We start from the raw sequence: 24177 nt of genomic DNA, 5'->3' as shown, positions 1-24177 counted from the left end.
GAGGGCGCGAGTTACTTTGGCCTGAACAGATGTGCATGCCCGGCGCGGTACAACGAGGAGTCGCCGAAGGTGTCGGCGCCAAGCACACGGCCGACCAGAATCAGTGCCGTGCGACGGAAGCCTTTGGTTTGCACCTTCTCTTCGATATCGGCCAGCGTACCCAGCGCCCAGTCCTGATCTGGCCAGCTGGCGCGATGCACCACCGCAATCGGGCAGTCGGCCCCGTAATGCGGCGTCAGTTCTTCAACGATCCTGTGCAGGTTATTCACCCCCAGATGAATCGCCATCGTCGCGCGATGGCTCGCCAGGCTGGCTAGTTCTTCGCCGCTCGGCATCGACGTCTTGTCAGCGTAACGGGTCAGAATCACGCTCTGGGATATGTCTGGCAACGTCAATTCCACGCCCAGCAAGGCAGCACAGGCGGCGGTCGCAGTCACGCCAGGAATGATTTCGTAAGGGATATTCAATTCGCGCAGATGGCGAATCTGCTCGCCGATGGCGCCATAAAGGCTGGGGTCGCCCGAGTGGACACGCGCAATATCCTGCCCCTGTGCATGAGCGGCCCTGATCAGGTCGATGATCTGCTCCAGATGCAGTTCGGCACTGTTAGTGATCTGTAATGCCTGATTGCCTTCCAGCACAGCCAGCGGCACCAGTGAACCCGCGTAGATGATCACCGGGCAGCTGCGTATCAACCGCTGGCCCTTGACGGTGATCAGCTCGGGATCACCTGGGCCTGCGCCGATGAAATAGACAGTCAATGAATGCTCCGAAGATAAATGAACGTGACGGGATTATCTGCCCGCGGCGGGGCTGGTTGCCAAGGCAAATGTGACCTGAGCGCTTTTCTGTCGCTCGATCAGTAACCGGGCGGTGCCATCGCCGAGCTGCGCAGCCAGTGCCATCGCCGAGCCTTCGGCGACCCCGTGACAGCCTGTGGTCTGGAACACCTGCGCGGAACGGTGCGTCAGATGAAGTTCCCACGCCACCAATTGCGCGGCATTGAAGAACACCAGCGGCACAGCCAACTGCTCGGCAAGCTTGAGCAGCCCAGGCTCCTGATCTTTCAAGTCGATGGAAGCCAGTGCAGTGACGCTGCTCAGCCTCAGGCCATGTGCCTCGAGGCTGTTGCCGATCAACTCGCGCAATGCCTCCGCCGAACAGCCGCGCCGACAGCCCAACCCGACCACCAGATGTGCGCCGGGCTGAGCCTGAACGCACAGTGGATCAGGCCTGATGCAGGTCGACATTGTTTTTGTGAGTCATATGTCGATGGGCATCGCTTCTGCTGAACAGCCAGGCACTTATCAGGCCCATTGCCACCCAGAACAGGGCATTGGTCAGCAGCGAAGCGATCATGAACTGCGACTCCAGCGCTTCAGGTGCCAGGCTTTCATGAACCAGTGGTTGCGGCGCGCCGATCACATGCGGCACCACCAGAGTTGCGACACCCAGCGCTTTCAGCAGCCAGTTCTGGCCGAACACCAGCAAGGCCAGCCCGGCGGCAGTCGAGGCGGCTGTGCCGACCCACCATAGCTGACGCTGGCTCAGTTCTGCGGCTGCGGTCCCCGGCAATTCGGGTGGCAGGCCTAGGGTCGGCGCCAGCACGAACACTGCAAAACCTGCCAGCCCCCACCATGCGCCCTGTGCGGTGTTGCGCGGAGCACGCAGCGTATAGAGCCCGGCAAGCATCAGTGCGAAACCCACTGCGACCACCAGATTGCCGCCTGTCGTGGACAGCACGCGTTGCCAGCCGTTTTCCGGTTCCCAGGCCGCTTCTTCATGTACGTGGCTGTGTTCAGCAGCCTGGCCGTCGGCATGCTCGTGCGCCTTTTGCGCCGAGGCTGTCTCATAAGTCTCGGCCTGCTGGATCAGCGGGACGACCCAGAAGCTTTGCAGCAGAGTCAGCAGCAAGGCGGCCAGCAGGCCGGTGAAGCCTGCCGTTTGTGCGATTCGCTTGAACATTGTGTAGTCCTCGATGACGCTCAATGGCAAGGAAAGGCAGCGCTGTGGCGGGTGTCGTGGGCTGCGTTGTGTACCGCCGCGATGTGCGAGAAACCGGCGAAGTAGACCAGGCAGGCGCCGAGCAGCGCTGCGCTGATCGCAGCGGTCAGACGTTGGGTCTGGGTGGAGCTGGTGGCAGCCGTCTGGCTGCTGCTGATGGTGCTGGACATGGGCGATCCCTCTTGAGTGTCGGCAAGTGGGCCATGCGCATACGAACCCGCTGGCGAGTGCCAGAGGTTTCGACTGCGCCCGCCCACCGCAGGTTTGTCATTGGAAAGAATGTCGGGCCGGTCTCCGGGCTTGCGAGGGGCTCGAACGGTTTTGCGTTCAAGCCTTCAAGGTCACCTTCCCATGCCGGGGCACAGTGGATCAGACCTTCTCTCGCTTACCGTTGCGGGGGCAGCACCGGACTTGCTCGACAGGTCGAACGCACCGGTTTCCCGTTTCACCCCGTGAGGGGCACCCGAAACAAGGCGCACAGGAAAGCATGGGCGGCGTGGGATCGTCAATCTGAACGATTGACCTGTCTGCGGCCACTGCGTAGCCTTGCCGGTTCGAGGTTCTTCATTGGTAAGCGTTACCATATGGAGCTAAGACGGGAATGCGGTACACGCCGCAGCTGCCCCCGCAACTGTAAACGGTCATGTTCATTGCACAGCCACTGCTGCGGCGGGAAGGCGCGATGAACGTGTGTCGGCAAGGTCTACAGCACCTGCCACACGCTGCCGTGAGCCAGGAGACCTGCCTCGAAACAGGCCCAGTGCCTGCGAATTCTCACTACAACCGGGCGGGGTGATCCGGTGGCGATCCGATCTGCATGCCATGCATGCGGTTCTCGTCCTGTTTGCCCGCCGCATTGCCAAAGGGCACCTGATGAAAACACTGGCCAAGCTTCCCGTCACCATCGTCACCGGCTTTCTAGGCTCGGGCAAGACCACGCTGTTGCGGCACATGCTCGACAACGCCGAAGGGCGGCGCATCGCGGTGATCGTCAACGAATTCGGCGAGTTGGGCATCGACGGTGAAATCCTCAAGCAATGCACCATCGGCTGCACCGAAGAAGAGGCCAGCGGCCGCGTATACGAGTTGGCCAACGGTTGCCTGTGCTGCACGGTTCAGGAAGAGTTTTTTCCGGTCATGCGCGAACTGGTTGCCCGCCGTGGCGATCTCGACCACATCCTGATCGAAACATCGGGCCTGGCATTGCCCAAGCCGCTGGTCCAGGCCTTCCAGTGGCCCGAAATCCGCAACGCCTGCACGGTCGATGCGGTAATCACCGTAGTCGACAGCCCGGCGGTGCTGGCCGGTACGTTCGCTGCATTCCCGGATCAAGTCGACGCACAGCGCAAACTGGATCCTAATCTGGACCACGAGTCGCCGCTGCACGAACTGTTTGCCGATCAACTGGCCAGCGCCGATCTGGTGATTCTCAACAAGGCCGACATGATTGATGCCGAAGGGCTGGCCGCAGTACGCGCCGAAGTCGCCGAAGAGCTGCCGCCCGCCGTCAAGGTGGTCGAAGCCAGCAGTGGTCGTTTGCCGATCAGCGTTCTGCTGGGTGTCGGTGCCGAGTCCGAGCTGCACATCGACGGTCGCAAGACCCACCATGATCATCACGACGATGGCGACGAGGATGACCACGATCACGACGCGTTTGACTCGATCTCGCTGAAACTGCCGCAAGCCGATGAAAAGGTCCTGCTCGATGCGCTCAATCAGCTCGTTGTGCAGCACGGCATTTTGCGCGTGAAGGGCTTTGCCGCCATTCCGGGCAAGCCGATGCGTTTGCTTATCCAAGGCGTGGGCACGCGCTTCGACAAGCACTTCGACCGCGCCTGGCGCGCCGATGAAGAGCGTGCCACGCACTTGGTGCTGATCGGCCAGGAGCTGGACGCTGTCGCGCTGCAAACCCAGCTCAACGCTGCGATTGCCGGCTGACCCATGCATTTACTGAGAACCCAGCCCGGCGGTTTTGTACCGGACGACAGCATCGCCGACCTGGGGCAGACGCCAGCCGAGCTGGTGATTCTCTGCAGCGGCGATTCCAGCCTCGCCCTGCTGGCCGAAGCCGCCCGGCAACTCCCTGAGGATTACCCCAGCCTGCGTCTGGCCAACCCGATGCAGGTACAAAATCACGCGTCGGTCGACTTGTACGTTGACGAGGTCTTGCGCCACGCCAAAGTCATTCTGATTTCTCTCCACGGCGGTATCGGCTATTGGCGTTACGGCGTGGAACGACTGATGGAGCTGGCGGAGCGTGGCGTTGACGTCATTCTGGTGCCGGGCGATGACCGCCCTGACCCCGAGTTGAGCGACCTGAGCACAGTGCCTGCCACAGAGCGCGACCGGCTTTGGCAGTTTCTGCGTCAGGGCGGGCTGCAAAATGCGCTGGACCTGTATCGCTGCATGGCCAGTCAGTGGCTTGGTCGCGATTACCCTTGGGCCGAGCCGCAGCCATTGCCGCGCACGGCGGTCTATCATCCGCAACGGGCAACTGCCGGGTTGCATGACTGGCAGGCAGAATGGCGTGCGGACCATCCTGTGGTCGCGCTGTTGTTCTACCGTTCGCACTTGCAGGCTGCCAACACCGGCTTTATTGATGAGTTCTGCACCCGCTTGCAGGCGCAGGGCATCAACCCTTTGCCGATTGCGGTCGCCAGCCTGAAGGAGCCCGGCTGTTTCGTTCAGGTGGAAAACTGGCTGGATGAGGCTGGGGTCGAACTGATCCTCAACACCACCGGCTTTGCGCAGTCGAGCCCGGAGTCGCCGCATTTGCGCCCGTTCCGACGCGACGTGCCGGTCATTCAGGCGATCTGTGCCCAGGACAACGAGCCTGCCTGGGAGGCCAGCGAGCAGGGGCTCGGCGCTCGTGACCTGGCGATGCACATTGCCTTGCCGGAACTGGACGGGCGCATCATCAGCCGACCGATCAGCTTCAAGGATCTGGCCTGGCGCAGCGAGCGCAGTCAGTCGGATGTGGTCTGTTACCGGGCCCAGCCTGATCGTATGGACTTTGTCGCCCAGTTGGCGCGGCGCTGGATCGAACTGGCGCGTCTGCCCAATGCCGACAAGCGTGTGGCGCTGATTCTCGCCAACTATCCGACCCGCGATGGGCGGATCGGCAACGGCGTCGGCCTCGACACGCCAGCAGCTGCGCTAAACATTCTGCGCGCCATGCAGGCCGAGGGCTATCCGCTGGAGCAGTTGCCGGAAAGCGGCACTGCGCTCATCCAGCAGCTACTCGGTGGCGTGACCAACGACCTGGACAGCATCGACCAGCGCCCTTGTCAGCAAAGCATGGCGCTGGATGAATACCTGGCGGCATTCAACGAACTGCCGCAGAGCAACCGCGACGCAGTGAACGCCCGCTGGGGTGCTCCGAATGCAGATCCGATGTTCCGCAGTGGCAGAATGATGATCGCCGGTCTGCGTTTCGGGATGACCTTCATCGGCATTCAGCCAGCACGCGGTTACCAGGTTGATCCCAGCGCGGTCTATCACGATCCGGATCTGGTTCCGCCGCACGGTTATCTGGCGTTCTACTTCTGGTTGCGCAAGGCTTACGGCGCGCATGCAGTGGTGCATGTTGGCAAACATGGCAATCTCGAATGGTTGCCCGGCAAGGGCGTCGGTTTGTCGCGAACCTGCTGGCCGGATGCGGTGCTGGGCGCGATGCCCAATATCTATCCATTCATCGTCAACGACCCAGGCGAGGGCGCACAGGCCAAGCGCCGTACCCAGGCGGTGATCATTGACCACCTGATGCCACCGCTGACCCGCGCCGAAACCTACGGCCCGTTGCGCAATCTGGAGCTGCTCGCTGACGAATTCTACGAGGCGCAGTTGCTTGATCCGCGGCGCGCTCGTGAGCTGCAACGCGACATTCTCGAACTGGTCCGTGAAACCCGCATTGATCGTGAACTGGCGCTGGACGAGTCCACTGACAGCGACGCCGATGCAGCAGTCTGGCTGCCACGTCTGGACACTTACCTGTGTGATCTGAAGGAATCGCAGATTCGCGATGGCCTGCATATTTTTGGTCAGTCGCCGGAAGGGCGTCTGCGTACCGACACCTTGCTGGCCCTGTTGCGTATTCCGCGTGGCGACGGGCGCGGAGCGCAATCCAGTCTGTTGCGGGCCTTGAGCAAGGCCTTCGGGCTGGAGTTCGACCCGCTCGATTGCGAGCTGGCCGCGCCGTGGACCGGCGCCCGTCCCCCTGAGTTGCTGGCCGTCAGCACAGACCCCTGGCGCAGTGCGGGTGATGCCCGCGAACGGCTTGAGCTGTACGCTGCTGCCATGATCGAGCGGGTCACGCAGGGCGAAGAACTGCACGACCTGCCGGTTCATGAGGACCTGGCGCTGATCATCGACAGCCTGCGTGAAGTGGTCGCGCCGCGGCTGGACGCCTGTGGCCCAGGCGAAATGCAGGGCATGCTCGACGCACTGAGCGGCCGCTTCGTTCCGGCGGGGCCTAGCGGCGCGCCCAGTCGCGGACGTCTGGACGTGCTGCCGACCGGGCGCAATTTCTTCAGTGTGGACGTGCGCAACCTGCCGACCACTACCGCGTGGCGCATCGGTTTTCAGTCGGCAAACCTGCTGCTGGAACGCCACCTTCAGGATCATGGCGATCACTTGCGCCAGTTGGGTCTGTCCGTCTGGGGCACGGCAACCATGCGCACCGGCGGCGACGACATTGCCCAGGCGATGGCCTTGATGGGCGTTCGCCCTGTGTGGGCGACCGGCAGTCAGCGGGTCGATGATTTCGAGATTCTGCCGATCAGCCTGCTGGATCGGCCGAGGGTGGATGTCACCTTGCGGGTATCCGGGTTCTTCCGCGACGCCTTCGCCAACCTCATCAAGCTGTTCGATGCCGCCGTTCAGGCTGTCGCAGCACTGGATGAGCCGGATGACATGAATCCGCTGGCGGCCAGAGTGCGCGAAGAACGCGAGAGTTTTGTGGCGCAAGGTCTCGACGAAGACGAAGCTGCACGCCAGGCTGGCTGGCGGATCTTCGGCGCCAAACCGGGTGCCTATGGCGCTGGTGTGCAGGGGGCCATTGATGGCCGCCTGTGGCAAAGCCGCGAAGACCTTGCCGAGGTTTACCTGAATTGGGGCGGTTACGCCTATGGCGCTGCAGATGAAGGCACCCCGGCCCGGCAGCGTTTCGCTGAGCGCCTGTCTAAGGTGCAGGCAGTCTTGCAGAACCAGGACAACCGCGAGCACGACCTGCTCGATTCGAACGATTATTACCAGTTTCAGGGTGGCATGCTTGCAGCGTCAGAAAGCCTCAGCGGGCAGAAGACTGCCAGCTATCATGGCGATCACAGCCAGCCTGATCTGCCGAAAATCCGCACCCTCAAGGAAGAGCTGAACCGGGTAATCCGTTCGCGTGCGGCAAACCCGAAATGGATCGAAGGGGTCAAGCGTCACGGCTACAAAGGCGCGTTCGAGATGGCTGCGACTGTGGACTTTCTGTTCGCCTTCGACGCGACTACCGAACTGATCGACGATCATCAGTACGCGTTGCTGGCCGACGCCTATCTGCTTGATCCGGCGACCCGCGAATTTATCGCACAACATAACCCCGACGCCTTGCGCGACATGACCGAGCGCATGCTCGAGGCTCAGCAGCGCGGGCTCTGGCAGGAACCTGGCGAGTATCAGCAAGCGCTGGAAGACCTGTTGTTGGACATAGAAGAGAGTTGATGACCGTGCCCGATTCAAGCCGTAGCGACACTCCGCATTTTCCGCTGGCCGCAGTGGTCGGGGCAGATGATCTGAAACTGGCACTGTGCCTGACCGCCATTGACCCCCGCATTGGCGGTGTATTGATCGAGGGGCCGCGTGGCATGGCCAAGTCGACACTGGCGCGTGGTTTGGCTGATTTGCTGGCCAGCGGTCAGTTCGTCACTTTGCCGCTGGGCGCGACTGAAGAACGGCTGGTCGGCACGCTGGACCTGGACGCCGCGCTGGCCGAGGGTCGTGCGCGTTTCTCGCCGGGCGTGCTGGCAAAGGCAGATGGCGGTGTGCTGTATGTCGATGAGGTCAACCTGCTCGCCGATCACCTGGTCGATCTGCTGCTGGACGTTGCCGCCAGCGGTGTCAATCTGGTCGAGCGTGACGGGATCTCCCACCGGCATGCTGCGCGTTTTGTGCTGATCGGCACCATGAACCCGGAAGAAGGCGAACTGCGTCCGCAATTGCTGGATCGCTTTGGCCTGAACGTGGCGCTGAGTGGTCAGACACAACCTGTCGAGCGCAGCCAGATCATCCGACGCCGTCTGGATTTCGATGCCGATCCGGCGGTTTTTTGTCAGCATTGGCAAGCACAGCAGGACGCCTTGAAGCTTCGTTGCGAGCAGGCGCGTTCGCTGTTGCCCGGCATCGAGCTGGACGATCAGTCGTTGGTCGCGATCACCGAGCGCTGTTTTGCTGCCGGTGTGGACGGTATGCGCGCTGATCTGGTCTGGCTGCGGGCTGCACGAGCCCATGCTGCATGGCGTGGGGTGGGGCAGATCGAAGAGCAGGACATCGAAGCTGTCGCTGAATTTGCCTTGCGTCACAGACGTCGCGAACCGACTCCGCCGCCGCAGAATCAGGAAGCGCCGCCGCCACCCGAATCGTCGCCTAAGTCAGACAAACCCGAAAGCGGGAAGGGAAGCTGGGGTGAGTTGCCGGCTCAGGCAGTGGTCACCGGGTCACGCCGTGAAGTGCCGAGCTGGCCAAAAAAGCCGTAGGCATCCGCCCCCGTATTACTCAGGGGGCGGATGCCATCCCCCGTCCCGGTCGATTGGCCTCCGGCAGGCAAGGAGCCATTCGCGCAGGTGCCGAGGGCCTGGTGCAATGGCTGCCCACCTTATTGAGGGGGCGACCGAAGAGCCGCAAGGATCTAGTCCGCCAACCACGTAGCGCTCGCCCGAGTGAGTTGCTGCTGGTGATTGTCGATGCGTCGGCTTCGACGCGGCGTCATCAGGCTCTTAGTCAAGCCAAGGGCCTGCTTTCTCAGGTATTCGATGACGCCTATCGACGCCGTGCGCGGCTTGCGTTGCTGACGGCCAGCGGCGCTGTGCCGCGCTGGCAGCATCAGGGCCTCAAGGCTTCAGCAGCATTGGTTCCATGGCTTGACGGGCTGGGCGCGGGGGGCGGCACGCCACTGACGGCCGCGCTGGAACAGGCCAGAGCATGGCTGGAGCAACGCCAGAAGCGCTACCCCGCCGAACAGCATCGGGTGCTGGTGATGACCGACGGCAGGATCAAGCAACTGCCTGTGTTGTCGGCATTTACCTGTGCCAGTCTGCTTATCGATATAGAGAAGGGTCCGATCCGCCTTGGAAGGGCCAGAGAGCTGGCATCAAGCCTGGGCGCGGAATATCGCCATATCGACGAGCTGAAAGAGGTTTGAGGCGCGGCGCCTTATTCACTCTCGTGCCCGAACAGAGCATTGGCGCGGGAGTGAATCGGCTTCAGGTATCGCGATTGGCGCAAGGCGCAATCAGGCAGGCATGGTCCACGGCTTGAGGTCGTAGCCTTCGCTGCTGATTTCTGCGCGGGCCTGTTCCAGCGCACTGGCCAGTTGCCGCTTGTCTGAGTAGGTGCTGCTCGGGATCTGCTTGCGACCGATGCGATTGCTGGTGCGGTCAATCACCGTCAGGCTCAGCTCGCCGTTACCGTCCTGTGGTGCCCAGGCAACACACTGGAAGGGTTCAAAAGCGTGTCCAGCGATCAGAAGTGCATCGTTGAAGCGCAGTGGGGCGTTCATGGTCAAATCCTCAAGTGCCCGTATCAATTCAGTCTCGGCGGCGGGCTGACCGTCCGGCTGGTTACTTGTGTTGATGAACAACAGGGGGGCGTGAGTCACACTGTTGAAAAGAAATTTTCTGTTTTTTTCAAACGCGGCTTAAAAAACAGCCCTGAATCGGCCGCTAATGAACCGAAAGGCACTTAATGACACCTGCCGAAGCTTGTTAGACGTAATCGGTACAAGGCTGCGTCAAATAGTTGCTAGGGTGGTAGTTGGGCTCGCCAACATGCTGTTTATAAGAAGTTTTTAATAATCCAACTCGACGCCGGGCGCCAAGGACTCTTCATGCATCTATCGGCCCCACCGCGACGTCTGTTAATAATCGACGCCAATGACGACTTTCACCAACTGACGCAGGCACTCGACGAGACCGGATGGACGGTACAGCGGGGTACGCTTGATTCAGCGCGTGATGCTGGCTACGACGTCGGCCTGATCCATTTGACGTCTGATCATTTCGAGCATCCGGAGCAGATTGAAGGACTGCTCTCGGGCACTCGTAAGCAGTGGATTGCGCTATTGGCGCCCGATGACCTGCGGCATGAACAGAGCAGCGAGTTCGTCTGCAAGCGCTTTTTTGACGTTCACTCCCTGCCATTTGACATGGGTCGGATGCAGACCAGTCTGGATAGAGCCTTCGCGGCAGGCTGTGTGCCTGCATCAGGCACACCACCGGCGCCTGCTGCCGAGCCGGAAATGCTAGGTGAAAGTCGCCCGCTTCGTGCCCTGCGCAGGCTGCTGAGCAAGTTGGCGCCCACCGACTCGCCGGTGTTGATTCGTGGTGAGCGCGGAACGGGCAAGAAGCTGATTGCGCGCAGCCTGCACGCCCAGTCCCAGCGGCACAGTAAACCTTTCGTGGTGGTTGATTGCGGCTCGGCGCCCGAGCACTCGATCCACGCCGAGCTGTTCGGCTATGAAAAGGGCGCGTTTGAAGGGGCTCTGGAACGCAGCGCAGGACAGATCGAGGCGGCGCACGGAGGCACGCTGCTGCTTGATGAAGTCGGCGATCTGCCACTTGAAGCTCAGGCGCATCTGGTGCGATTTCTCGAAGAGCGGCAGGTTCAGCGTCTGGGCGGCATTGAGTCGACTGCAGTGGATATCCGGGTGCTGGCCACGACCCGTGAGGACCTTGAGGCGGCGGTGGGCAAGAAACGCTTTCGCGAGGATCTGTATTACCAGCTCAATGTGCTGCAGGTAGGGACCGCGCCATTGCGCGAACGTCATGGCGATCTGGCGCTGCTGGCCAACCACTTCGTTCACCGGCACAGCGTCGAAACGGGCAGAAAAGCGCGCAGTTTCAGCCAGGACGCTTTGGTCGCACTGGGCAAGCACGACTGGCCTGGCAACGTGAGCGAACTTGTCAGCCGGGTACGGCGGGGGCTGATGCTGGCGCAAGGGCGGCAGATCGAGGCAGCGAATCTTGGCTTGCAGGGCGAAGAAGAGAATGCCGGCAGCATGGACACACTGGACGAATACAAGTCCCGCGCCGAGCGTCAGGCATTGTGTGAGGTGCTGACGCGCCACAGCCACAACATGAGCGCGGCGGCCAAGGTTCTGGGCATTTCGCGGCCGACCTTCTACCGGTTGCTACACAAGCACCAGATCCGCTGACCTGTCCAGCAGACGCATCACCGCCGCCATCGCCAGCTCGTGGCGTTGCGGCCAGCCACCCCCTAGCACCTCATATGCCTGCCCATGACTGTCAAGCCAGTCTCGACTGGCCTCGAAAAAGGCTTGGCGTTCATCTAACTGCGGCTGACAGCGCTGGCCGTCGCTGATCCATTCCACCCCTTCTGGCGACAACAGCAGATGCAGGTCGTAGCGCCTGCTCAGCAGTTGTTGTTCGATCCACGCAGGGCAGTCACCGAACAACGCCCGGCTCCAGAGCACATTGCTCAGCAAGTGGGTATCGAGAATCAGCAGTTCGGGCTCGCTAGCGCGTGCCGCGTCTTCCCAGGCCAATTGGCCAAGTGCGATGGCCGGGATATCTCCATAAACAGTGTCACGCCCCTGCTGATCGATAAAGTGGCGGACGTATTCGCCCACCAGCACTCCGCCAAAACGACGTTGTATTTCGGCTGATAGCCAGCTCTTGCCGCTGGATTCCGGGCCGGCCAGCACCAGGACTTTCATCGTGCCAGCGCCAGATCGTGGCGCCATTCGCGCCAGCCCTGTACGGCCAAGAGGGTGAAAAGCCCGTAGAGCGCAGCCGTCAGGTAAAGCCCCTTGTAGATAAACAGGCCTACGAAAATCACGTCCAGCAGAATCCACAGCGGCCAGCACTGGACACGCTTTTGCGCCATCCAGACCTGCGCCACCAGGCTGAAACCCGTCAATGCAGCGTCCAGCCACGGCTGAGCGGCATCGGTGAAATGCGCCATGCCCGCGCCCAGCGCAACGCTGATAATTGCGCCAACAACCAGACCTTTTATCAGCGGGCCGCTCTGCAACACTGTGACGGCCCGAGCTGGTAGACCATTGCCATGTCGGGTCCATTGCACCCAGCCATACACCTGCAGGCCGGCATAAATCACTTGCAGCAGCATGTCGGAATAGAGCTTAACGTCGAAGAAAATCCAGATATAGATGACCACCATCACCAGCCCGATTGGCCAGCACCAGGGATTCTGCTTCACTGTCAGCCACACTGCGATAACGCCGATGGCGGCAGCGAAGAGTTCAAGCCCGGACATGGCGGCTCCTTGATGAGGTTTGTTAAGCGGCAGGGGCGGCGATTGTATGCGCTTCTGCGCGCGGCGTGGAGCTTGTGTTGAACAGGTGCGAAGCTGGCAGGCGTTGTGCGTGCAGGTCTGCTAGCATTCCGCGCCTTGCAGGGCCTTGCCGATGAATTCAGGCCCGCTGCAGGTTCAAGCTACGTTCAGGCTTGTCGCGGCATAGTGGCAACCATTTTTTACACAACAACACTAAACAGCGAGCCTGCGGCATCGCTTCATGGGGGAATGATGGATCTTTGGACCGCTGCTCAGGCGTTGATATTGGGTGTCGTAGAGGGTTTGACGGAGTTTTTGCCGATCTCCAGTACCGGGCATCAGATCATCGTTGCCGATCTGATCGACTTTGGTGGCGAGCGTGCCATGGCCTTCAACATCATTATTCAATTGGGTGCCATCCTCGCGGTGGTCTGGGAATTTCGCCGCAAGATTCTCGACGTGGTGGTGGGTTTGCCCAAGCAGCAGCAGGCCCAGCGTTTCACCCTGAACCTGCTAATCGCTTTCATGCCCGCTGTCGTGCTGGGGGTTATTTTTGCCGACACTATCCACCACTACCTGTTCAACGCGATAACTGTCGCAACCGCACTGGTTGTCGGTGGCGTGATCATGCTGTGGGCCGAGCGACGTGTGCACACGGTGCGTACCGAAACCGTCGATGACATGACGTGGACCGATGCCCTGAAAGTAGGGCTGGTGCAGTGTCTGGCGATGATTCCGGGCACATCGCGCTCGGGCTCGACCATCATCGGCGGTCTGTTGTTCGGCCTGTCACGCAAGGCGGCGACCGAGTTTTCGTTCTTCTTGGCCATGCCGACCATGGTCGGTGCTGCGGTCTACTCGGGTTACAAGTACCGTGACATGTTTCGGCCGGACGACTTTGCGGTCTTTGCCATCGGCTTCATCACATCCTTTGTCTTTGCAATGATCGCTGTTCGCGCGCTGCTCAAGTTCATCGCCACCCACAGCTATGCAGTGTTTGCCTGGTATCGGATCGCCTTCGGTTTGCTGATTCTGGCGACCTGGCAGTTCGGCTGGATTGACTGGGCGTCGGCAAAAGCATGACCGCCCAGCGCCGGCCTGCGGCACCTGCCGATCGGGGCAGGGCGCCTGTGCGGGGAGTACGCCTCAAGCTTTGTGTGTTCGTGCTGTTGTGCGCAATGCCGGTCTACGGTTTGGCGTCTCTGTGGATCACGCAGGGCACCATGATCCCGGCTATTGTGCTGGTGGTCATGAGCTTGCTGGCCTTCGTGCTGTACCGCAGCGACAAGCGCCAGGCTGGTAGCGGCGGCCAGCGCACCCCGGAAAACGTCCTGCATACGGTCGAGCTTCTGGGTGGCTGGCCAGGGGCGCTGTTGGCGCAGCAGATGTTTCGTCACAAGACCCGCAAGGTGCCTTTTCAGGTGGTCTTCTGGGTGATCGTGCTGGCGCATCAAGCGTTCTGGATCGACTGGCTGTTTCTGGGCAAGCGGCTTTTGCAGGCAGTACCGTGGTCTTTATAGCTTCAGACCGATCTGTTTCAGTTTCGGCAATTTGCCCACCACCAGTTGGTGCGAGCGGGTCAGCAAGTCGTGTATCTCGGTTTCGTCCAGGGCGTGCAGGTCCGTCACGCTGACCCAGTAAGCTCGCGCCAGATAAGGCGCAGGCCTGATACCCGGCCTGTCCACGTAGCCCAGAAACAACTCCGGGTGAACCTTGAAGGCAAGGTCCTGATCGGTGAGGTCCATGACCGCGAACATCTTTTTCTCCGCGACGGAAAACACCCGCACGCCGCCCCATTTGTAATCTTCCCGCGCGCCCGGCAGGCCAAGGCAAAATCTGGCAATGTCTTCTTTGTGCATGTATTGACCTCTCGTACCACACGTCGCGCGGTAAGCTGTTCGATAGCCGCACGAATATTCGATCCGCAGATTGTATGCTGCAGCAACACTCATTAGTGTGCTCGTTTTGCCTTGTGTGGAGCCTCGTATGCCTGTTGTGCAACTTGCCGATGGTGAACTGAATTATCTGCTGGAAGGCCCGGCCAGCGCGCCGGTGCTGGTGTTTTCCAATTCGCTGGGCACCAACCTGCATATGTGGGACAACCAGGTTGCAGCCTTCGCAGGGCACTTCCGGGTGCTGCGCTACGACACTCGCGGTCATGGTCAATCTCTGGTCACCGGTGGTAGTTACACTATCGAGCAGAACGGGCGTGACGTGGTCGCACTGCTTGATGCGCTGCAGATCGAAAAAGCCTTCTTCTGCGGGTTGTCGATGGGTGGGCTGATCGGTCAATGGTTGGCTATCAATGCGCCGCAACGCTTGCACAGGGTTGTGTTGTGCAATACCGCGGCGAAAATCGGTAATCCGGATACCTGGAATCCGCGTATCGAAACAGTGTTGCGCGAGGGGCAGGCGGCGATGGTGGCGTTACGTGATGCCTCTATTGCGCGCTGGTTCACGCCAGCGTTCGCAGACGCCGAGCCTGCCAGGGTCGAGGCTGTGGTCGGCATGTTGGCGAGTACTTCTCCGCAAGGCTACGCGGCCAATTGTGCCGCCGTACGCGACGCAGACTTTCGCGAGCAACTGGCGACCATCAAGCTGCCCGTCCTGGTGGTCTGCGGCACTGGAGATGCAGTAACGACGCCTGCCGACGGGCGTTTCATGGTCGAGCGCATCAAGGGCTCGCGCATGATCGAGCTGCACGCGGCGCATTTGTCCAGCGTCGAATCCAGCGAGGCTTTTGCCGCTGCAGTCCTGGCTTTTCTGACCGAGCGGTAACCCGCGTTCCCGGCCGACCCTGTCTTGAGGGGCATGCCGTAGCGCGGCATACTCGGCGCTCTTGAAGCGAGGTGGCCGGGTGTTCGATCTCAATGATCTGTTTTATTTCGTCCAGGTGGTCGAATGTCGAGGCTTTGCGCCTGCTAGCCGCAAGCTGGGGATTCCCAAGTCCAAACTAAGTCGGCGCATCGCCGGGCTGGAAGAGCGCCTGAGCGTTACGCTGATTCACCGCTCGACCCGCAAGTTTGCGGTGACCGAAAGCGGACGCGATTACTATGGGCATTGCGTGGCGATGCTGGTCGAGGCTGAAGCCGCAGAAGAGGCCATCCAGCGTTCAAAATCCGAGCCTCAGGGCAGGGTGGTCATCAGTTGTCCGCCAGCCATGGCCGCCATGGGCATCAACGAGTCCATTGCCCGGTTCATGGCCGCACACCCCAAAGTGCAGGTAAATATTGAAAGCACCAACCGGCGTGTCGATCCGCTGGCCGAGAACATCGACATCGCGTTGCGGGTACGTTTTCCGCCGCTGGAAGATGACGGTCTGGTGGTGAAACAGCTTGGCCATAGCGCACAGCGGCTGGTAGCACACCCTGATCTGGCTGCACTGATCCCGGCAGGTGCGTCATTCGACGAGTTGGCCAGGTTGCCCAGTCTGGATGTGCCATCTTCCACGCCGGAGCACCGCTGGCTGCTGGAAAACGGACCAGGTCACTATGTCGAAGTGCGACACGTACCGCGGCTGGTGAGCTCGGATCTGGACGCCATACTGCAGGCAGTTTTGCAGGGCGTCGGTGTGGCGCAGTTGCCGGAAATTTTGGTCAGAGAGGCCTTGCAGCAGGGCCGTGTGGTGGAACTGTTCGATGCGCATCGTCCCAAATGCGGCATTTTGCACGCGGTGTTCGTCTCGCGACGAGGTCTGCTACCAGCCGTAAGGGGCTTGCTGAACGAATTCGAGAGCTCGTTCAAGGAGCTGACGCAGAACCCGGAATCTATCTATTGTTCTTTAAATAGAACGAACAGTCGCGTTAAGGGCGGCTAATCAATCATTAAGATCACAGGTAGGATGCTCCCACTTGATCGCTCAACGGCGACACTCATTTGGGAAGCCCGTCATGAAAATCCTGCACCTTGATTCCAGTATCCTCGGCGACCATTCCGCGTCGCGTCAATTGACCCATGAAGTTGCTCAGGCTTATCAACGCGCCCATGCCGACAGCCAAGTGACCTATCGCGACCTGGCCAGCGAAGCGCTTGGGCATTTTTCTGCTGCCAGCCTTGCTGCAGCGGGCACTCCGGTAGAGGCCCGAGACGCCGCCCAGCAGCAGGAAGTTGATAGCAACGAAGCCACCCTGCAGCAGTTTCTCGATTCCGATGTGCTGATAATCGGCGCGCCGATGTACAACTTCAGCATCCCATCGCAGTTGAAGGCGTGGATTGATCGCATCGCTGTCGCCGGGCGCACTTTCCGCTACTCCGAAGCCGGCCCTGAAGGTCTGTGCGGCGGCAAGAAAGTCATTATCGTGTCGACCTCCGGCGGCCTGCATCAAGGGCTGCCAACCGGCGCCGGTCATGAAGAGCTGCTCAAGGCACTGTTTGCCTTCATCGGTATTACCGATCTGCAATTCGTCCGTGCCCACGGTCTTGCTTATGGTGAAGAGCCTCGTACCAATGCGATGGCAGCCGCCAGACAGCAGATCGACAGCGAGCTTTTCGCTGCCTGATTCATCATGCATTGCATAAAAGCTCCACAGTCCGCGCACGGTTTTGCGCATGGTTGTGGAGTTTTTTATTATGTGAAGCGCGAGTGGCTGAAACCTTGACAGCTTTCTTACAGGTAATTGCGGGCTTGCAGTATTAAGCTGTCGTCTGATTGACCTGTTTTCCAACTGATTAACGAGCAATTCGAGAGTGCGCAGCAGAGGCAAACAGATTGTGGCCCGGCTTGTGCACTATTTCAGTTTTCAAGACTCTCATTTGAGTGAGAGCGGCGCGCTGGAGCATGATGCTCGACACAAGCGCATAACGGACTGTCCGGACGAGTTGCCGGAATTGCAAAGGTTGGGCCTTGCCATGGTACGTCTTTGTGCAGTGATGCTGGTTTGCCTGCTCGACAGCCTGATTCCTGTTTACGCCCAGGCTGACGAGTCCTGGAGTGCCGGTTATCACGAGTTAAGTTTCCCCGACCCGCTGGATTCGCGGCCTGTGCAGGCCATTGCCTTTTATCCGTCAACGGGCAGCGAACAGACGAGCATCCTCCAGGGCTACCGCGTCGACGCCAGCGAAGACGCACCCATCGCCATGGGTCGTTTCCCGCTGCTGCTGCTTTCCCACGGCAATACCGGCACGCCTCTGGCGTTGCATGACCTCGCCACTTCGTTGGCCCGTCAGGGGTTCGTGGTGGTTGCCGTGGTACACCCGGGCGACAATGATCGCGACCATAGCCGTTTGGGCAGCTTGAGCAATCTTTATGGTCGTCCGCTGCAGATCTCCGAAGCGATCAGCACGGCTTTGTTAGATCCAATGCTTGCGCCTTATCTCAATGCCCGTCAGGTGGGGGTTATCGGTTATTCCGCCGGTGGCGAAACCGCGCTGATTCTGGCTGGTGCGCAACCTGACTTGCAGCGCCTGCGCCGATATTGCCTTGAGCGACCGCTGGATCGCGACGCCTGCAAGACTCAGGGTGAGCTGGTGGCAGATCGTGATGACCTGCATGCGCAGGCTGACCCAAGGGTTGGTGCGCTGATGCTGATGGCGCCGCTAACGCTGATGTTCGGCCGTCACACGCTGGGTGATGTACATGTTCCGGTGCTGATGTACGCGGGTGATGACGATCAGTTGCTGGCGCTGGACAGGAACGCAGAAGCTCTGGCGCGCAAACTGCCCCAGGCTCCGGAATACAAGTTGCTGGCAGGGGCAGGGCACTTTGTTTTCATGGCACCGTGCAGTGACGAACAAAGGTCAAGCGCACCTTTATTGTGCAATGACCCTGACGGCGTAGACCGCGAGGACATTCATCGCAACCTGAGCGCCGAGGCTGTAAAGTTTTTCAGTGCTGCGCTTAACTCTGCCGACCCCGATCATTCTGGTATGCAGACAGCCGGTCATCTATAACGCCCCTCAGGCGTCCAGCGATCGCAGGTAATCGCCAAACCCGCCCCTGGCCTTCGAGTCCAGGCGGGTACTGGTGGTGACACGCGGGCGGCAGCTCCAGGCTATCCGCGCACCTATCGATTCCAGCTGGCGAACCAAGTGCACATCTTCGTGGCAGGTCAGCGAAGGGAAACCGCCCGCGCTGACGTAGGCTATCGAACTCACTCCCAGATTGGCCCCATGAATGTGCCGATGGCCATCGCGGTGCTGATAGTGCTCTATGTAAGCCGCTTGGGCCGCAATCGAAATACCACTGTTCCAGTCGCCCGGCATCACGGTTCCGCATACTGCGTCGGCATCCAGCGCCAGCTGTTCGGCAAGCCAGTCACTGGCCACGGTGCTGTCGCCATCTGTGCAGGCCAGCCAGCGCGCGCCTCTGTCGAGAAGAACGGCAGCGCCCTCGGCGCGCGCCTGGCCTACGTTACGCGCCGAAATTTCAAGGGTCATCGCGCCGTATGCTCGTGCGATGTCTGCCGAACCGTCCGTACAGCTGTCGAGAACGACCAATACTTCAACCCGTTCGCCTTTCAGGTCCGGGTGAGCTGCAGCCTGCATGACCGTTTCAAGGCACAGGCCGAGCAGTTGCTCTTCATTGTGCGCCGGAATCAGAATGCCGATCATGGGAGAACTCCTGTTCTGCTACGGAGGTTTCATCACGACTCCACAGGTCCAGCAAGAAATCCTGTTCGTGATGACTGAAAAGCCGGTGCATGGCTAACCGCTTGCCAAGGATGTCGTGGACGGCCTGTGCATTCAGCGGGCAGCCTTCTATATCGGGACGCCAGTGGCAGGCGAGCAATTGACCGTCAGGTGCCAGGGCCGACAGCGCGCAATCGATCAGACGATTGAGATCATCGACGTCAAGGTAATACCCCAGTTCGCTGAACACGATCAGATCAAACTGTCCCTGCGGCCACTGATGCGGCAGACGCGCCTGCACGACAGTGGCGTGGGGCAGTGCCACCAGACGCTGCCGCGCCAGATCGACCGCCAGGCTCGACGTATCGCAGCACACCAGCGCGTCGCAGCGCGCCGCAAGGGCTGCACTGAGCTCGCCATTGGCACAGCCAGGCTCGAATATCGCACGGTAATGTTCGCGGGGTAGGGCGGCCATTGTCAGGGCACGCTTGCGCCGCTCGTACCAGCGCTGTTTGAACGCCCAAGGGTCATCGTTATTGCGAAACAGCTCGTCGAAGTAGCTGTCGGCCACGCTCATGTGAACACCACCTCAAAAGGTTGCAGCAGTCGTTCGAGAACCGCGGCAGGCAGCACGGGCGACAGGCCGATGCCTGGGTCCCCCTCCAGCTGGCTGACAAACGCCTGGGCTGCATGGCGCTTGCGGGCCAGTGTCATCGGGTCCAGCAACAGCTTGCGTGCGCGTTCCCATGGCAGGCGCGAGTCTTCCGGGTCAGCCCAATGCCAGGCCCAGACGGGGAATTCATGCAGTTGCGCACCGCTCGCCAGACAGGCCCTGGCACTGGCCCGACCAACCGCTTCATGATCGCCATGGCCGTCACCCGACCATGTGGCAAATACCACATCGGCTGGCCCCAGATGCTGCTCTAGGAACGTAACCAGCCGATCTTCCTCGTCAGCTACCGCGCCGTCCTGAAAACCGCCTCGCGCCCATTCCAGCTGCTCGGCGGGAACCTGAAGACGATGCAGCGCTTCGGCGCTTTCCTGAGGGCGCATTTCAGCCAGGCGCTCGACAGACCAGAGCGTTGACCCTGGGTGGCTGCCGGTGCCGTCAGTGACCGAGATAACCAGCAGTTTGCGCTCCAGCTGTGCCAACTGACTCATCAGACCGCCACAGCCCAATACCTCATCGTCAGGGTGCGGAGCTATGATGACGGCCCGGCAATTGGGCGGTACCAACAAGTCTGCAGTGATGACCGCCAACTCACGAAGTTTTGCGGACGCATTCCACGCCGCCAGGGGAGTGCCCTGACCGGCGGAATCGTCGCTGACCAAAAAGCCTTCACTCATTTGCTGGCATCCTCACAATGACCACGTTTGCGCGGCAGGCAGTCGGGCACCTGTCAATTGACCCAACGCTTCCAGGTCGCGTTCGGCATGGCTCTGGCGCAGGAACACCGGCAGGTCGGTCATCAGGCGGGCAAAATGTGCGTCCTTGCAATAAGGTCCAGCGCCGACTGCGCGGCCTACGTGCTGAATCACCAGATCCGCAGCCTGCTCGACATAGGCACGGCAGCGTCTGGCGAGCACTTCGGCGTTTTCAGTCGGTGCTTGGTCCAGATGCACGGCGGCAGCGCGCAGCACGTCGATTGCCGCTGTGAGCGCAACATCCACCGCACCAAGATGCGCGAGCGCATGGGGCTCTTCACGCTTGCTGACCTGTGCGAGCAGGCGTTGGGCGATCGAGCGGGACGCACCGTACCAGCAAGCCGCTATGCCAATGCCGCCCTGCCAGAAACCGGGTCGCTCCAGGTAGCCTCCCGGTGCGCCGATCAATTGGCCGTGTGCCTGGTCGAACACCACTTCGATACTTCCGGTCGCGCCCATGCCCACGGCACGCCAGCCCTCGTTCGTCAGGTGTACGCCGGGCTGCTGGAGCCTTACGGCGACCAGTTGCTGGCGATTTTCCTGGTCCCAGGCAGTAATCAACGCATGGCTCAACACATTTGCGCCAGAGCACCATGCCTTGCGACCGGTCAGGCGAATCGAATCGCCCGAGCCGTTGATGTTCACCCGTGCCTGCGGTGGCTCTGCCGCCCACATGCCCCAGGTGCTGAATTGTTCGGGGGGCGGGGCACTCAGTTCCGCCATGATAGCCAAGGCGTCTGTATGCCCCTCATACAACTTGCACAACCCCAAGTCGTGGCCTGCCACGCAGGCCAGCGCCTGCCAGCGCTCAAGTGTCTGACCACCGGCAGGCAGGGGAAGCTGATCCAGACCTTCTCTGACCAATGCCTGCAAGCACTCGCCCAGCGCACGCGTATCGGCATAGCCATGCTTGCGCCAGTCGAGAAACTCACTCAAGGCATCGGTCATTGCGGATCTTCGTGCTTCAGTTCGAACAGCAGCAGTGAACGTGGGGTAACGGTGTATTCCGAACCGAACGCAAATTGCTCCTTGTTGCGTGCATCGTCCTGATTGGTGTCGATCAGGCACTCATAATGCGTGCCTTCAGGCACCTCCGGCAGCGTGAAGTTGACGCCGTCGTGGTGTGCATTGACTACCAACAGCAATGTGGCGTCAGCACCCGGACGACGAATCCCGGTTTCCTGTGCGCGGCCATCCATCAGCATGCCGAGGCAGCGACCATTGGCATCATGCCATTGCTCTACGCTCATCTCTTCGCCATTCGGGGCGAGCCAGGTGACATCCTTGACGCCGATTTCTTCGTTGTAATCGCCGACCAAGAAGCGACTGCGACGCAGGATCGGGTAGCTCTGACGCAGCTTGATCACTCGGGTCACGAACTTGAGCAGCGCCTCGCCGTCTTCGTCCAGATCCCAGTTGATCCAGCCAATCTCGCTGTCCTGACAGTAGGCGTTGTTATTACCGTGCTGGGTACGGGCGAACTCGTCACCGGCAACGATCATCGGTGTGCCTTGTGCCAGCAACAGGGTGGCGAAAAAGTTGCGCATCTGACGCAGGCGCAGAGTATTGATGTCCTGATCTTCAGTCGGACCTTCAACGCCATGGTTCCAGGACAGGTTGTTGTTGCTGCCGTCCTGGTTGTTTTCGTCGTTTGCTTCGTTGTGCTTGTCGTTGTACGAAACCAGGTCGTGCAGCGTGAAGCCGTCATGAGCGGTGATGAAGTTCACCGAGGCCTGAGGGCGACGACCGCGCTGGTTGAACATGTTGCCGGACGCAGTCATGCGCGCAGCGAAATCGGCCAATTGGCCTTCGTCGCCTTTCCAGAACGCACGCACGGTGTCGCGAAACTTGTCGTTCCATTCCATCCAGCCCGGCGGGAAACCACCGACCTGATAGCCACCCGGGCCACAATCCCAAGGCTCTGCGACCAGTTTGACCTGACGCAGTACAGGGTCCTGACGGCACGCAACCAGGAAGCTGTGGCGCTCGTCGAAGCCGTCGTGGTAGCGACCCAGAATGGTTGCCAGGTCGAAGCGGAAACCATCGACATGCATTTCCGACGCCCAGTAACGCAGGGAGTCGGTAACCATCTGCAGGACACAAGGATGGCTCAGGTCAAGCGTGTTGCCGGTACCGGAGTCGTTGATGTAGTAACGCTTGTCGTCCGGCATCAGTCGGTAATATGAGGCATTGTCGATACCGCGCATCGACAGGGTAGGGCCCAGCTCGTTGCCTTCTGCGGTGTGGTTGTAGACCACGTCGAGAATGACTTCCAGCCCGGCATGGTGCAGGTGCGCGACCATTTCCTTGAATTCGGCAATCTTGCCGCTCGCCAGATAACGCGGGTCCGGGGCAAAGAACGCGATGCTGTTGTAGCCCCAATAGTTGGTCATGCCTTTTTGCAACAGATGCTGATCGTTGACGAACGCATGGATCGGCAGCAGCTCTACGGAGGTCACGCCCAGCTTGCGAATATGCTCGACGACAGGTGCCGATCCCAGACCGGCAAACGTGCCACGCAGCTCTTCGGCGACTTCAGGGTGGCGCATGGTGATGCCGCGCACATGGGTCTCGTAGAAAATGGTCTTGTCCCAAGGCGTGCCGACACGTTGGTCGCGGCCCCAGGTGTAGGCCTCGTCGATAACCTTGCTTTTCGGCACGAATGGCGCGCTGTCGCGTTCATCGAAGCTCAGGTCGCCATCGGGGTGGCCAATGGTGTAACCGAACAGTGCTTCTGACCATTTCAGTTCGCCGACCAGTTGTTTGGCGTACGGGTCGATCAACAGCTTGTTGTGGTTGAAGCGATGGCCGTTCTTCGGATCGTAAGGGCCGTAGACGCGGTAGCCGTAGATCAGGCCTGGGTGCGCATCGGGCAGATAGCCGTGGTAGATCTCGTCGGTGTATTCCGGAAGTTCGATACGTTCGATTTCTACTTCGCCGGTCGAATCGAACAGGCACAGCTCAACCTTGGTGGCGTTCGCGGAGAACAAGGCAAAGTTGACGCCCAGCCCGTCCCAGCTCGCACCAAGGGGGAAGGGGAGCCCCTCACGAATGCGCGTCGGGGTACTGGCAGGATTGTCATGCTGAGCGGAGCTGTCATCTGCCGCGGTAGTGGACTTCGTATTCATGGTGACTTCCTGACGTCGAATGGTTTTCTGAGCAGCCGAGACCGCTATCGAAGCCGTGGGGGCTCCAACATTAAATATAACGAGTGGAGTGGCGGCAGGCCTCGGCTCTTATCAGAGCGAGACCCGCAACAATTGACCGGAGTACGGCCAGAAGAGTTTCAAGAATCAGACGATTTGCGCGGCTTCTTGGCAGCAGGTTTTGCAGGTGCATCGCTGGCAGCCTCTGGCGCCGGTTTAGCCTTTGGCGCAGGCTTGGGAGCCGCCTTTGCAGCAGGTTTGGCTTTCGGAGCTGCAGGCTTGGCTGGAGCGGACTTCGCAACCGGCTTGGCTGGGCCTTTTGCTGGCGCCTTGGCGCTGTCTACTTCAGGCAGCTTCGGCTTGGCCGATTTGCGCACAGTTGACTTGTTGGGTGCCAGTGCCTCGGCTTCCGCCAGTTTGCGCGCCATTTCCCAGTGACGCTCATCATGACCGGAAGGTTTGCCCTCCGATTCCCAGATCTGATAAGCGAAATCGCGAATTCTTTTTTCGTCTGCACTCATGT

General features: G+C 60.4%; 25 protein-coding genes and 2 riboswitches. Of the genes, 11 read left to right on the top strand and 14 right to left on the bottom strand.

Annotated features, from left to right (window positions below; translation table 11 throughout):
* Nucleotides 1–11: 11 nt before the first annotated feature.
* The 4 genes from cobM to POR16_RS13510 are packed head-to-tail and all read right to left on the bottom strand — an operon-like array spanning nucleotide 12 to nucleotide 2174.
* Nucleotides 12–761, bottom strand: coding sequence for a precorrin-4 C(11)-methyltransferase (gene cobM / locus POR16_RS13525; RefSeq protein WP_005894099.1), 750 nt, complete (start codon nucleotides 759–761; stop codon nucleotides 12–14).
* A 33-nt stretch (nucleotides 762–794) separates the two neighbouring features.
* Nucleotides 795–1250: a cobalamin biosynthesis protein gene (locus tag POR16_RS13520; RefSeq protein WP_005894100.1), complete on the bottom strand. Its 456-nt coding sequence runs from the start codon at nucleotides 1248–1250 to the stop codon at nucleotides 795–797.
* The gene (locus POR16_RS13515) at nucleotides 1228–1965 is read right to left on the bottom strand and encodes a CbtA family protein (protein WP_005894101.1); all 738 of its coding nucleotides are present in this window, start codon (nucleotides 1963–1965) and stop codon (nucleotides 1228–1230) included. Before POR16_RS13515 ends, POR16_RS13520 begins: the two co-directional genes overlap by 23 nt.
* Before the next feature lie 20 nt (nucleotides 1966–1985).
* Nucleotides 1986–2174: a CbtB domain-containing protein gene (locus POR16_RS13510; RefSeq protein WP_005894103.1), complete on the bottom strand. Its 189-nt coding sequence runs from the start codon at nucleotides 2172–2174 to the stop codon at nucleotides 1986–1988.
* 98 nt (nucleotides 2175–2272) lie between these two features.
* Nucleotides 2273–2486, bottom strand: a riboswitch (cobalamin riboswitch).
* A 58-nt stretch (nucleotides 2487–2544) separates the two neighbouring features.
* Nucleotides 2545–2767: riboswitch (cobalamin riboswitch) on the top strand.
* 110 nt (nucleotides 2768–2877) lie between these two features.
* On the opposite strand from POR16_RS13510, the gene cobW reads away from it, so the two are divergent.
* From cobW to POR16_RS13490, 4 genes are read left to right on the top strand one after another with little or no spacing between them, the layout of a single operon-like run.
* The gene (gene cobW, locus POR16_RS13505; RefSeq protein ID WP_005894104.1) at nucleotides 2878–3942 is read left to right on the top strand and encodes a cobalamin biosynthesis protein CobW; all 1065 of its coding nucleotides are present in this window, start codon (nucleotides 2878–2880) and stop codon (nucleotides 3940–3942) included.
* Between the two features lie 3 nt (nucleotides 3943–3945).
* Complete coding sequence (gene cobN / locus POR16_RS13500; RefSeq protein ID WP_005894105.1) at nucleotides 3946–7710, top strand: cobaltochelatase subunit CobN; 3765 nt, start codon at nucleotides 3946–3948, stop codon at nucleotides 7708–7710.
* Entirely contained in the window at nucleotides 7710–8741 is a 1032-nt protein-coding gene (locus POR16_RS13495) for a magnesium chelatase ATPase subunit I (RefSeq protein ID WP_005894106.1), read from the top strand. Before cobN ends, POR16_RS13495 begins: the two co-directional genes overlap by 1 nt.
* A gap of 53 nt (nucleotides 8742–8794) precedes the next feature.
* Nucleotides 8795–9406, top strand: a complete 612-nt coding sequence (locus POR16_RS13490) for a vWA domain-containing protein (RefSeq protein ID WP_024669367.1) — start codon at nucleotides 8795–8797, stop codon at nucleotides 9404–9406.
* Between the two features lie 90 nt (nucleotides 9407–9496).
* Here POR16_RS13490 and POR16_RS13485 read toward each other — a convergent pair whose 3' ends face one another.
* Nucleotides 9497–9763 carry a hypothetical protein gene (locus POR16_RS13485; protein WP_005894108.1) on the bottom strand — a complete coding sequence of 89 codons (267 nt, stop codon included), beginning with the start codon at nucleotides 9761–9763 and terminating at the stop codon, nucleotides 9497–9499.
* A gap of 327 nt (nucleotides 9764–10090) precedes the next feature.
* On the opposite strand from POR16_RS13485, the gene POR16_RS13480 reads away from it, so the two are divergent.
* The gene (locus POR16_RS13480) at nucleotides 10091–11416 is read left to right on the top strand and encodes a sigma-54-dependent transcriptional regulator (protein ID WP_005894109.1); all 1326 of its coding nucleotides are present in this window, start codon (nucleotides 10091–10093) and stop codon (nucleotides 11414–11416) included.
* Here POR16_RS13480 and POR16_RS13475 read toward each other — a convergent pair.
* Together POR16_RS13475 and pnuC are read right to left on the bottom strand one after the other, a co-directional pair.
* Nucleotides 11393–11938: an AAA family ATPase gene (locus tag POR16_RS13475; RefSeq protein ID WP_005894110.1), complete on the bottom strand. Its 546-nt coding sequence runs from the start codon at nucleotides 11936–11938 to the stop codon at nucleotides 11393–11395. The genes POR16_RS13480 and POR16_RS13475 overlap by 24 nt on opposite strands.
* Nucleotides 11935–12498, bottom strand: coding sequence for a nicotinamide riboside transporter PnuC (pnuC, locus tag POR16_RS13470; protein WP_005894111.1), 564 nt, complete (start codon nucleotides 12496–12498; stop codon nucleotides 11935–11937). The genes POR16_RS13475 and pnuC overlap by 4 nt, the downstream gene beginning before the upstream one ends.
* A 270-nt stretch (nucleotides 12499–12768) precedes the next feature.
* On the opposite strand from pnuC, the gene POR16_RS13465 reads away from it, so the two are divergent.
* Nucleotides 12769–13599, top strand: a complete 831-nt coding sequence (locus POR16_RS13465) for an undecaprenyl-diphosphate phosphatase (protein WP_005894112.1) — start codon at nucleotides 12769–12771, stop codon at nucleotides 13597–13599.
* On the top strand, nucleotides 13596–14036 hold the full coding sequence (locus POR16_RS13460; RefSeq protein WP_053932700.1) for a DUF1294 domain-containing protein: 441 nt from the start codon (nucleotides 13596–13598) through the stop codon (nucleotides 14034–14036). The genes POR16_RS13465 and POR16_RS13460 overlap by 4 nt, the downstream gene beginning before the upstream one ends.
* On the opposite strand, the gene POR16_RS13455 is transcribed toward POR16_RS13460, so the two are convergent.
* Nucleotides 14031–14375: an MmcQ/YjbR family DNA-binding protein gene (locus POR16_RS13455; protein ID WP_005894116.1), complete on the bottom strand. Its 345-nt coding sequence runs from the start codon at nucleotides 14373–14375 to the stop codon at nucleotides 14031–14033. The two genes, POR16_RS13460 and POR16_RS13455, sit on opposite strands and share 6 nt — an antisense overlap.
* Nucleotides 14376–14502: 127 nt before the next feature.
* Here POR16_RS13455 and pcaD point away from each other — a divergent pair, with 127 nt between their 5' ends.
* The 4 genes from pcaD to POR16_RS13435 all read left to right on the top strand — a co-directional run bounded on the left by pcaD (nucleotide 14503) and on the right by POR16_RS13435 (nucleotide 18405).
* Nucleotides 14503–15294, top strand: coding sequence for a 3-oxoadipate enol-lactonase (gene pcaD, locus POR16_RS13450; RefSeq protein WP_005894117.1), 792 nt, complete (start codon nucleotides 14503–14505; stop codon nucleotides 15292–15294).
* A gap of 79 nt (nucleotides 15295–15373) precedes the next feature.
* A complete protein-coding gene (locus POR16_RS13445) occupies nucleotides 15374–16333 on the top strand; it encodes a LysR family transcriptional regulator (RefSeq protein ID WP_005894118.1) in 960 nt (319 codons plus the stop codon).
* Between the two features lie 73 nt (nucleotides 16334–16406).
* Nucleotides 16407–17015 (top strand): FMN-dependent NADH-azoreductase, encoded by a 609-nt coding sequence (locus POR16_RS13440; RefSeq protein WP_005894119.1) that lies wholly within the window; start codon nucleotides 16407–16409, stop codon nucleotides 17013–17015.
* Nucleotides 17016–17364: 349 nt separating this feature from the next.
* Complete coding sequence (locus tag POR16_RS13435) at nucleotides 17365–18405, top strand: alpha/beta hydrolase family protein (RefSeq protein WP_024691161.1); 1041 nt, start codon at nucleotides 17365–17367, stop codon at nucleotides 18403–18405.
* Nucleotides 18406–18411: 6 nt separating this feature from the next.
* Here POR16_RS13435 and POR16_RS13430 read toward each other — a convergent pair whose 3' ends face one another.
* The 6 genes from POR16_RS13430 to POR16_RS13405 all read right to left on the bottom strand — a co-directional run bounded on the left by POR16_RS13430 (nucleotide 18412) and on the right by POR16_RS13405 (nucleotide 24175).
* The gene (locus tag POR16_RS13430) at nucleotides 18412–19065 is read right to left on the bottom strand and encodes a glycosyltransferase family 2 protein (protein ID WP_005894122.1); all 654 of its coding nucleotides are present in this window, start codon (nucleotides 19063–19065) and stop codon (nucleotides 18412–18414) included.
* Nucleotides 19034–19660 carry a class I SAM-dependent methyltransferase gene (locus tag POR16_RS13425; RefSeq protein ID WP_005894123.1) on the bottom strand — a complete coding sequence of 209 codons (627 nt, stop codon included), beginning with the start codon at nucleotides 19658–19660 and terminating at the stop codon, nucleotides 19034–19036. The genes POR16_RS13430 and POR16_RS13425 overlap by 32 nt, the downstream gene beginning before the upstream one ends.
* Nucleotides 19657–20430 carry a PIG-L deacetylase family protein gene (locus POR16_RS13420; protein ID WP_005894124.1) on the bottom strand — a complete coding sequence of 258 codons (774 nt, stop codon included), beginning with the start codon at nucleotides 20428–20430 and terminating at the stop codon, nucleotides 19657–19659. The genes POR16_RS13425 and POR16_RS13420 overlap by 4 nt, the downstream gene beginning before the upstream one ends.
* A gap of 12 nt (nucleotides 20431–20442) precedes the next feature.
* Nucleotides 20443–21456, bottom strand: coding sequence for an acyl-CoA dehydrogenase family protein (locus tag POR16_RS13415; RefSeq protein ID WP_005894125.1), 1014 nt, complete (start codon nucleotides 21454–21456; stop codon nucleotides 20443–20445).
* Nucleotides 21453–23636: a glycogen debranching protein GlgX gene (glgX, locus tag POR16_RS13410; protein WP_005894126.1), complete on the bottom strand. Its 2184-nt coding sequence runs from the start codon at nucleotides 23634–23636 to the stop codon at nucleotides 21453–21455. The genes POR16_RS13415 and glgX overlap by 4 nt, the downstream gene beginning before the upstream one ends.
* Before the next feature lie 158 nt (nucleotides 23637–23794).
* Complete coding sequence (locus POR16_RS13405; protein WP_005894127.1) at nucleotides 23795–24175, bottom strand: DUF2934 domain-containing protein; 381 nt, start codon at nucleotides 24173–24175, stop codon at nucleotides 23795–23797.
* Between the last annotated feature and the right edge of the window lie 2 nt (nucleotides 24176–24177).

The sequence above is a fragment of the Pseudomonas coronafaciens pv. oryzae str. 1_6 genome, assembly GCF_000156995.2.
In the GTDB taxonomy this organism is placed as follows: Bacteria; Pseudomonadota; Gammaproteobacteria; order Pseudomonadales; family Pseudomonadaceae; genus Aquipseudomonas; species Aquipseudomonas tremae.
This window is presented reverse-complemented; position numbering and strand designations above follow the sequence as displayed.

Coding starts and splice junctions, on each gene's coding strand:
- POR16_RS13520 (WP_005894100.1), bottom strand. CDS start 1,250: ATGTCGACCTGCATCAGGCCTGATCCACTGTGCGTTCAGGCTCAGCCC.
- POR16_RS13515 (WP_005894101.1), bottom strand. CDS start 1,965: ATGTTCAAGCGAATCGCACAAACGGCAGGCTTCACCGGCCTGCTGGCC.
- POR16_RS13510 (WP_005894103.1), bottom strand. CDS start 2,174: ATGTCCAGCACCATCAGCAGCAGCCAGACGGCTGCCACCAGCTCCACC.
- cobW (WP_005894104.1), top strand. CDS start 2,878: ATGAAAACACTGGCCAAGCTTCCCGTCACCATCGTCACCGGCTTTCTA.
- cobN (WP_005894105.1), top strand. CDS start 3,946: ATGCATTTACTGAGAACCCAGCCCGGCGGTTTTGTACCGGACGACAGC.
- POR16_RS13495 (WP_005894106.1), top strand. CDS start 7,710: ATGACCGTGCCCGATTCAAGCCGTAGCGACACTCCGCATTTTCCGCTG.
- POR16_RS13485 (WP_005894108.1), bottom strand. CDS start 9,763: ATGAACGCCCCACTGCGCTTCAACGATGCACTTCTGATCGCTGGACAC.
- POR16_RS13480 (WP_005894109.1), top strand. CDS start 10,091: ATGCATCTATCGGCCCCACCGCGACGTCTGTTAATAATCGACGCCAAT.
- POR16_RS13475 (WP_005894110.1), bottom strand. CDS start 11,938: ATGAAAGTCCTGGTGCTGGCCGGCCCGGAATCCAGCGGCAAGAGCTGG.
- pnuC (WP_005894111.1), bottom strand. CDS start 12,498: ATGTCCGGGCTTGAACTCTTCGCTGCCGCCATCGGCGTTATCGCAGTG.
- POR16_RS13465 (WP_005894112.1), top strand. CDS start 12,769: ATGGATCTTTGGACCGCTGCTCAGGCGTTGATATTGGGTGTCGTAGAG.
- POR16_RS13460 (WP_053932700.1), top strand. CDS start 13,596: ATGACCGCCCAGCGCCGGCCTGCGGCACCTGCCGATCGGGGCAGGGCG.
- POR16_RS13455 (WP_005894116.1), bottom strand. CDS start 14,375: ATGCACAAAGAAGACATTGCCAGATTTTGCCTTGGCCTGCCGGGCGCG.
- pcaD (WP_005894117.1), top strand. CDS start 14,503: ATGCCTGTTGTGCAACTTGCCGATGGTGAACTGAATTATCTGCTGGAA.
- POR16_RS13440 (WP_005894119.1), top strand. CDS start 16,407: ATGAAAATCCTGCACCTTGATTCCAGTATCCTCGGCGACCATTCCGCG.
- POR16_RS13435 (WP_024691161.1), top strand. CDS start 17,365: ATGGTACGTCTTTGTGCAGTGATGCTGGTTTGCCTGCTCGACAGCCTG.
- POR16_RS13430 (WP_005894122.1), bottom strand. CDS start 19,065: ATGATCGGCATTCTGATTCCGGCGCACAATGAAGAGCAACTGCTCGGC.
- POR16_RS13425 (WP_005894123.1), bottom strand. CDS start 19,660: ATGAGCGTGGCCGACAGCTACTTCGACGAGCTGTTTCGCAATAACGAT.
- POR16_RS13420 (WP_005894124.1), bottom strand. CDS start 20,430: ATGAGTGAAGGCTTTTTGGTCAGCGACGATTCCGCCGGTCAGGGCACT.
- POR16_RS13415 (WP_005894125.1), bottom strand. CDS start 21,456: ATGACCGATGCCTTGAGTGAGTTTCTCGACTGGCGCAAGCATGGCTAT.
- glgX (WP_005894126.1), bottom strand. CDS start 23,636: ATGAATACGAAGTCCACTACCGCGGCAGATGACAGCTCCGCTCAGCAT.
- POR16_RS13405 (WP_005894127.1), bottom strand. CDS start 24,175: ATGAGTGCAGACGAAAAAAGAATTCGCGATTTCGCTTATCAGATCTGG.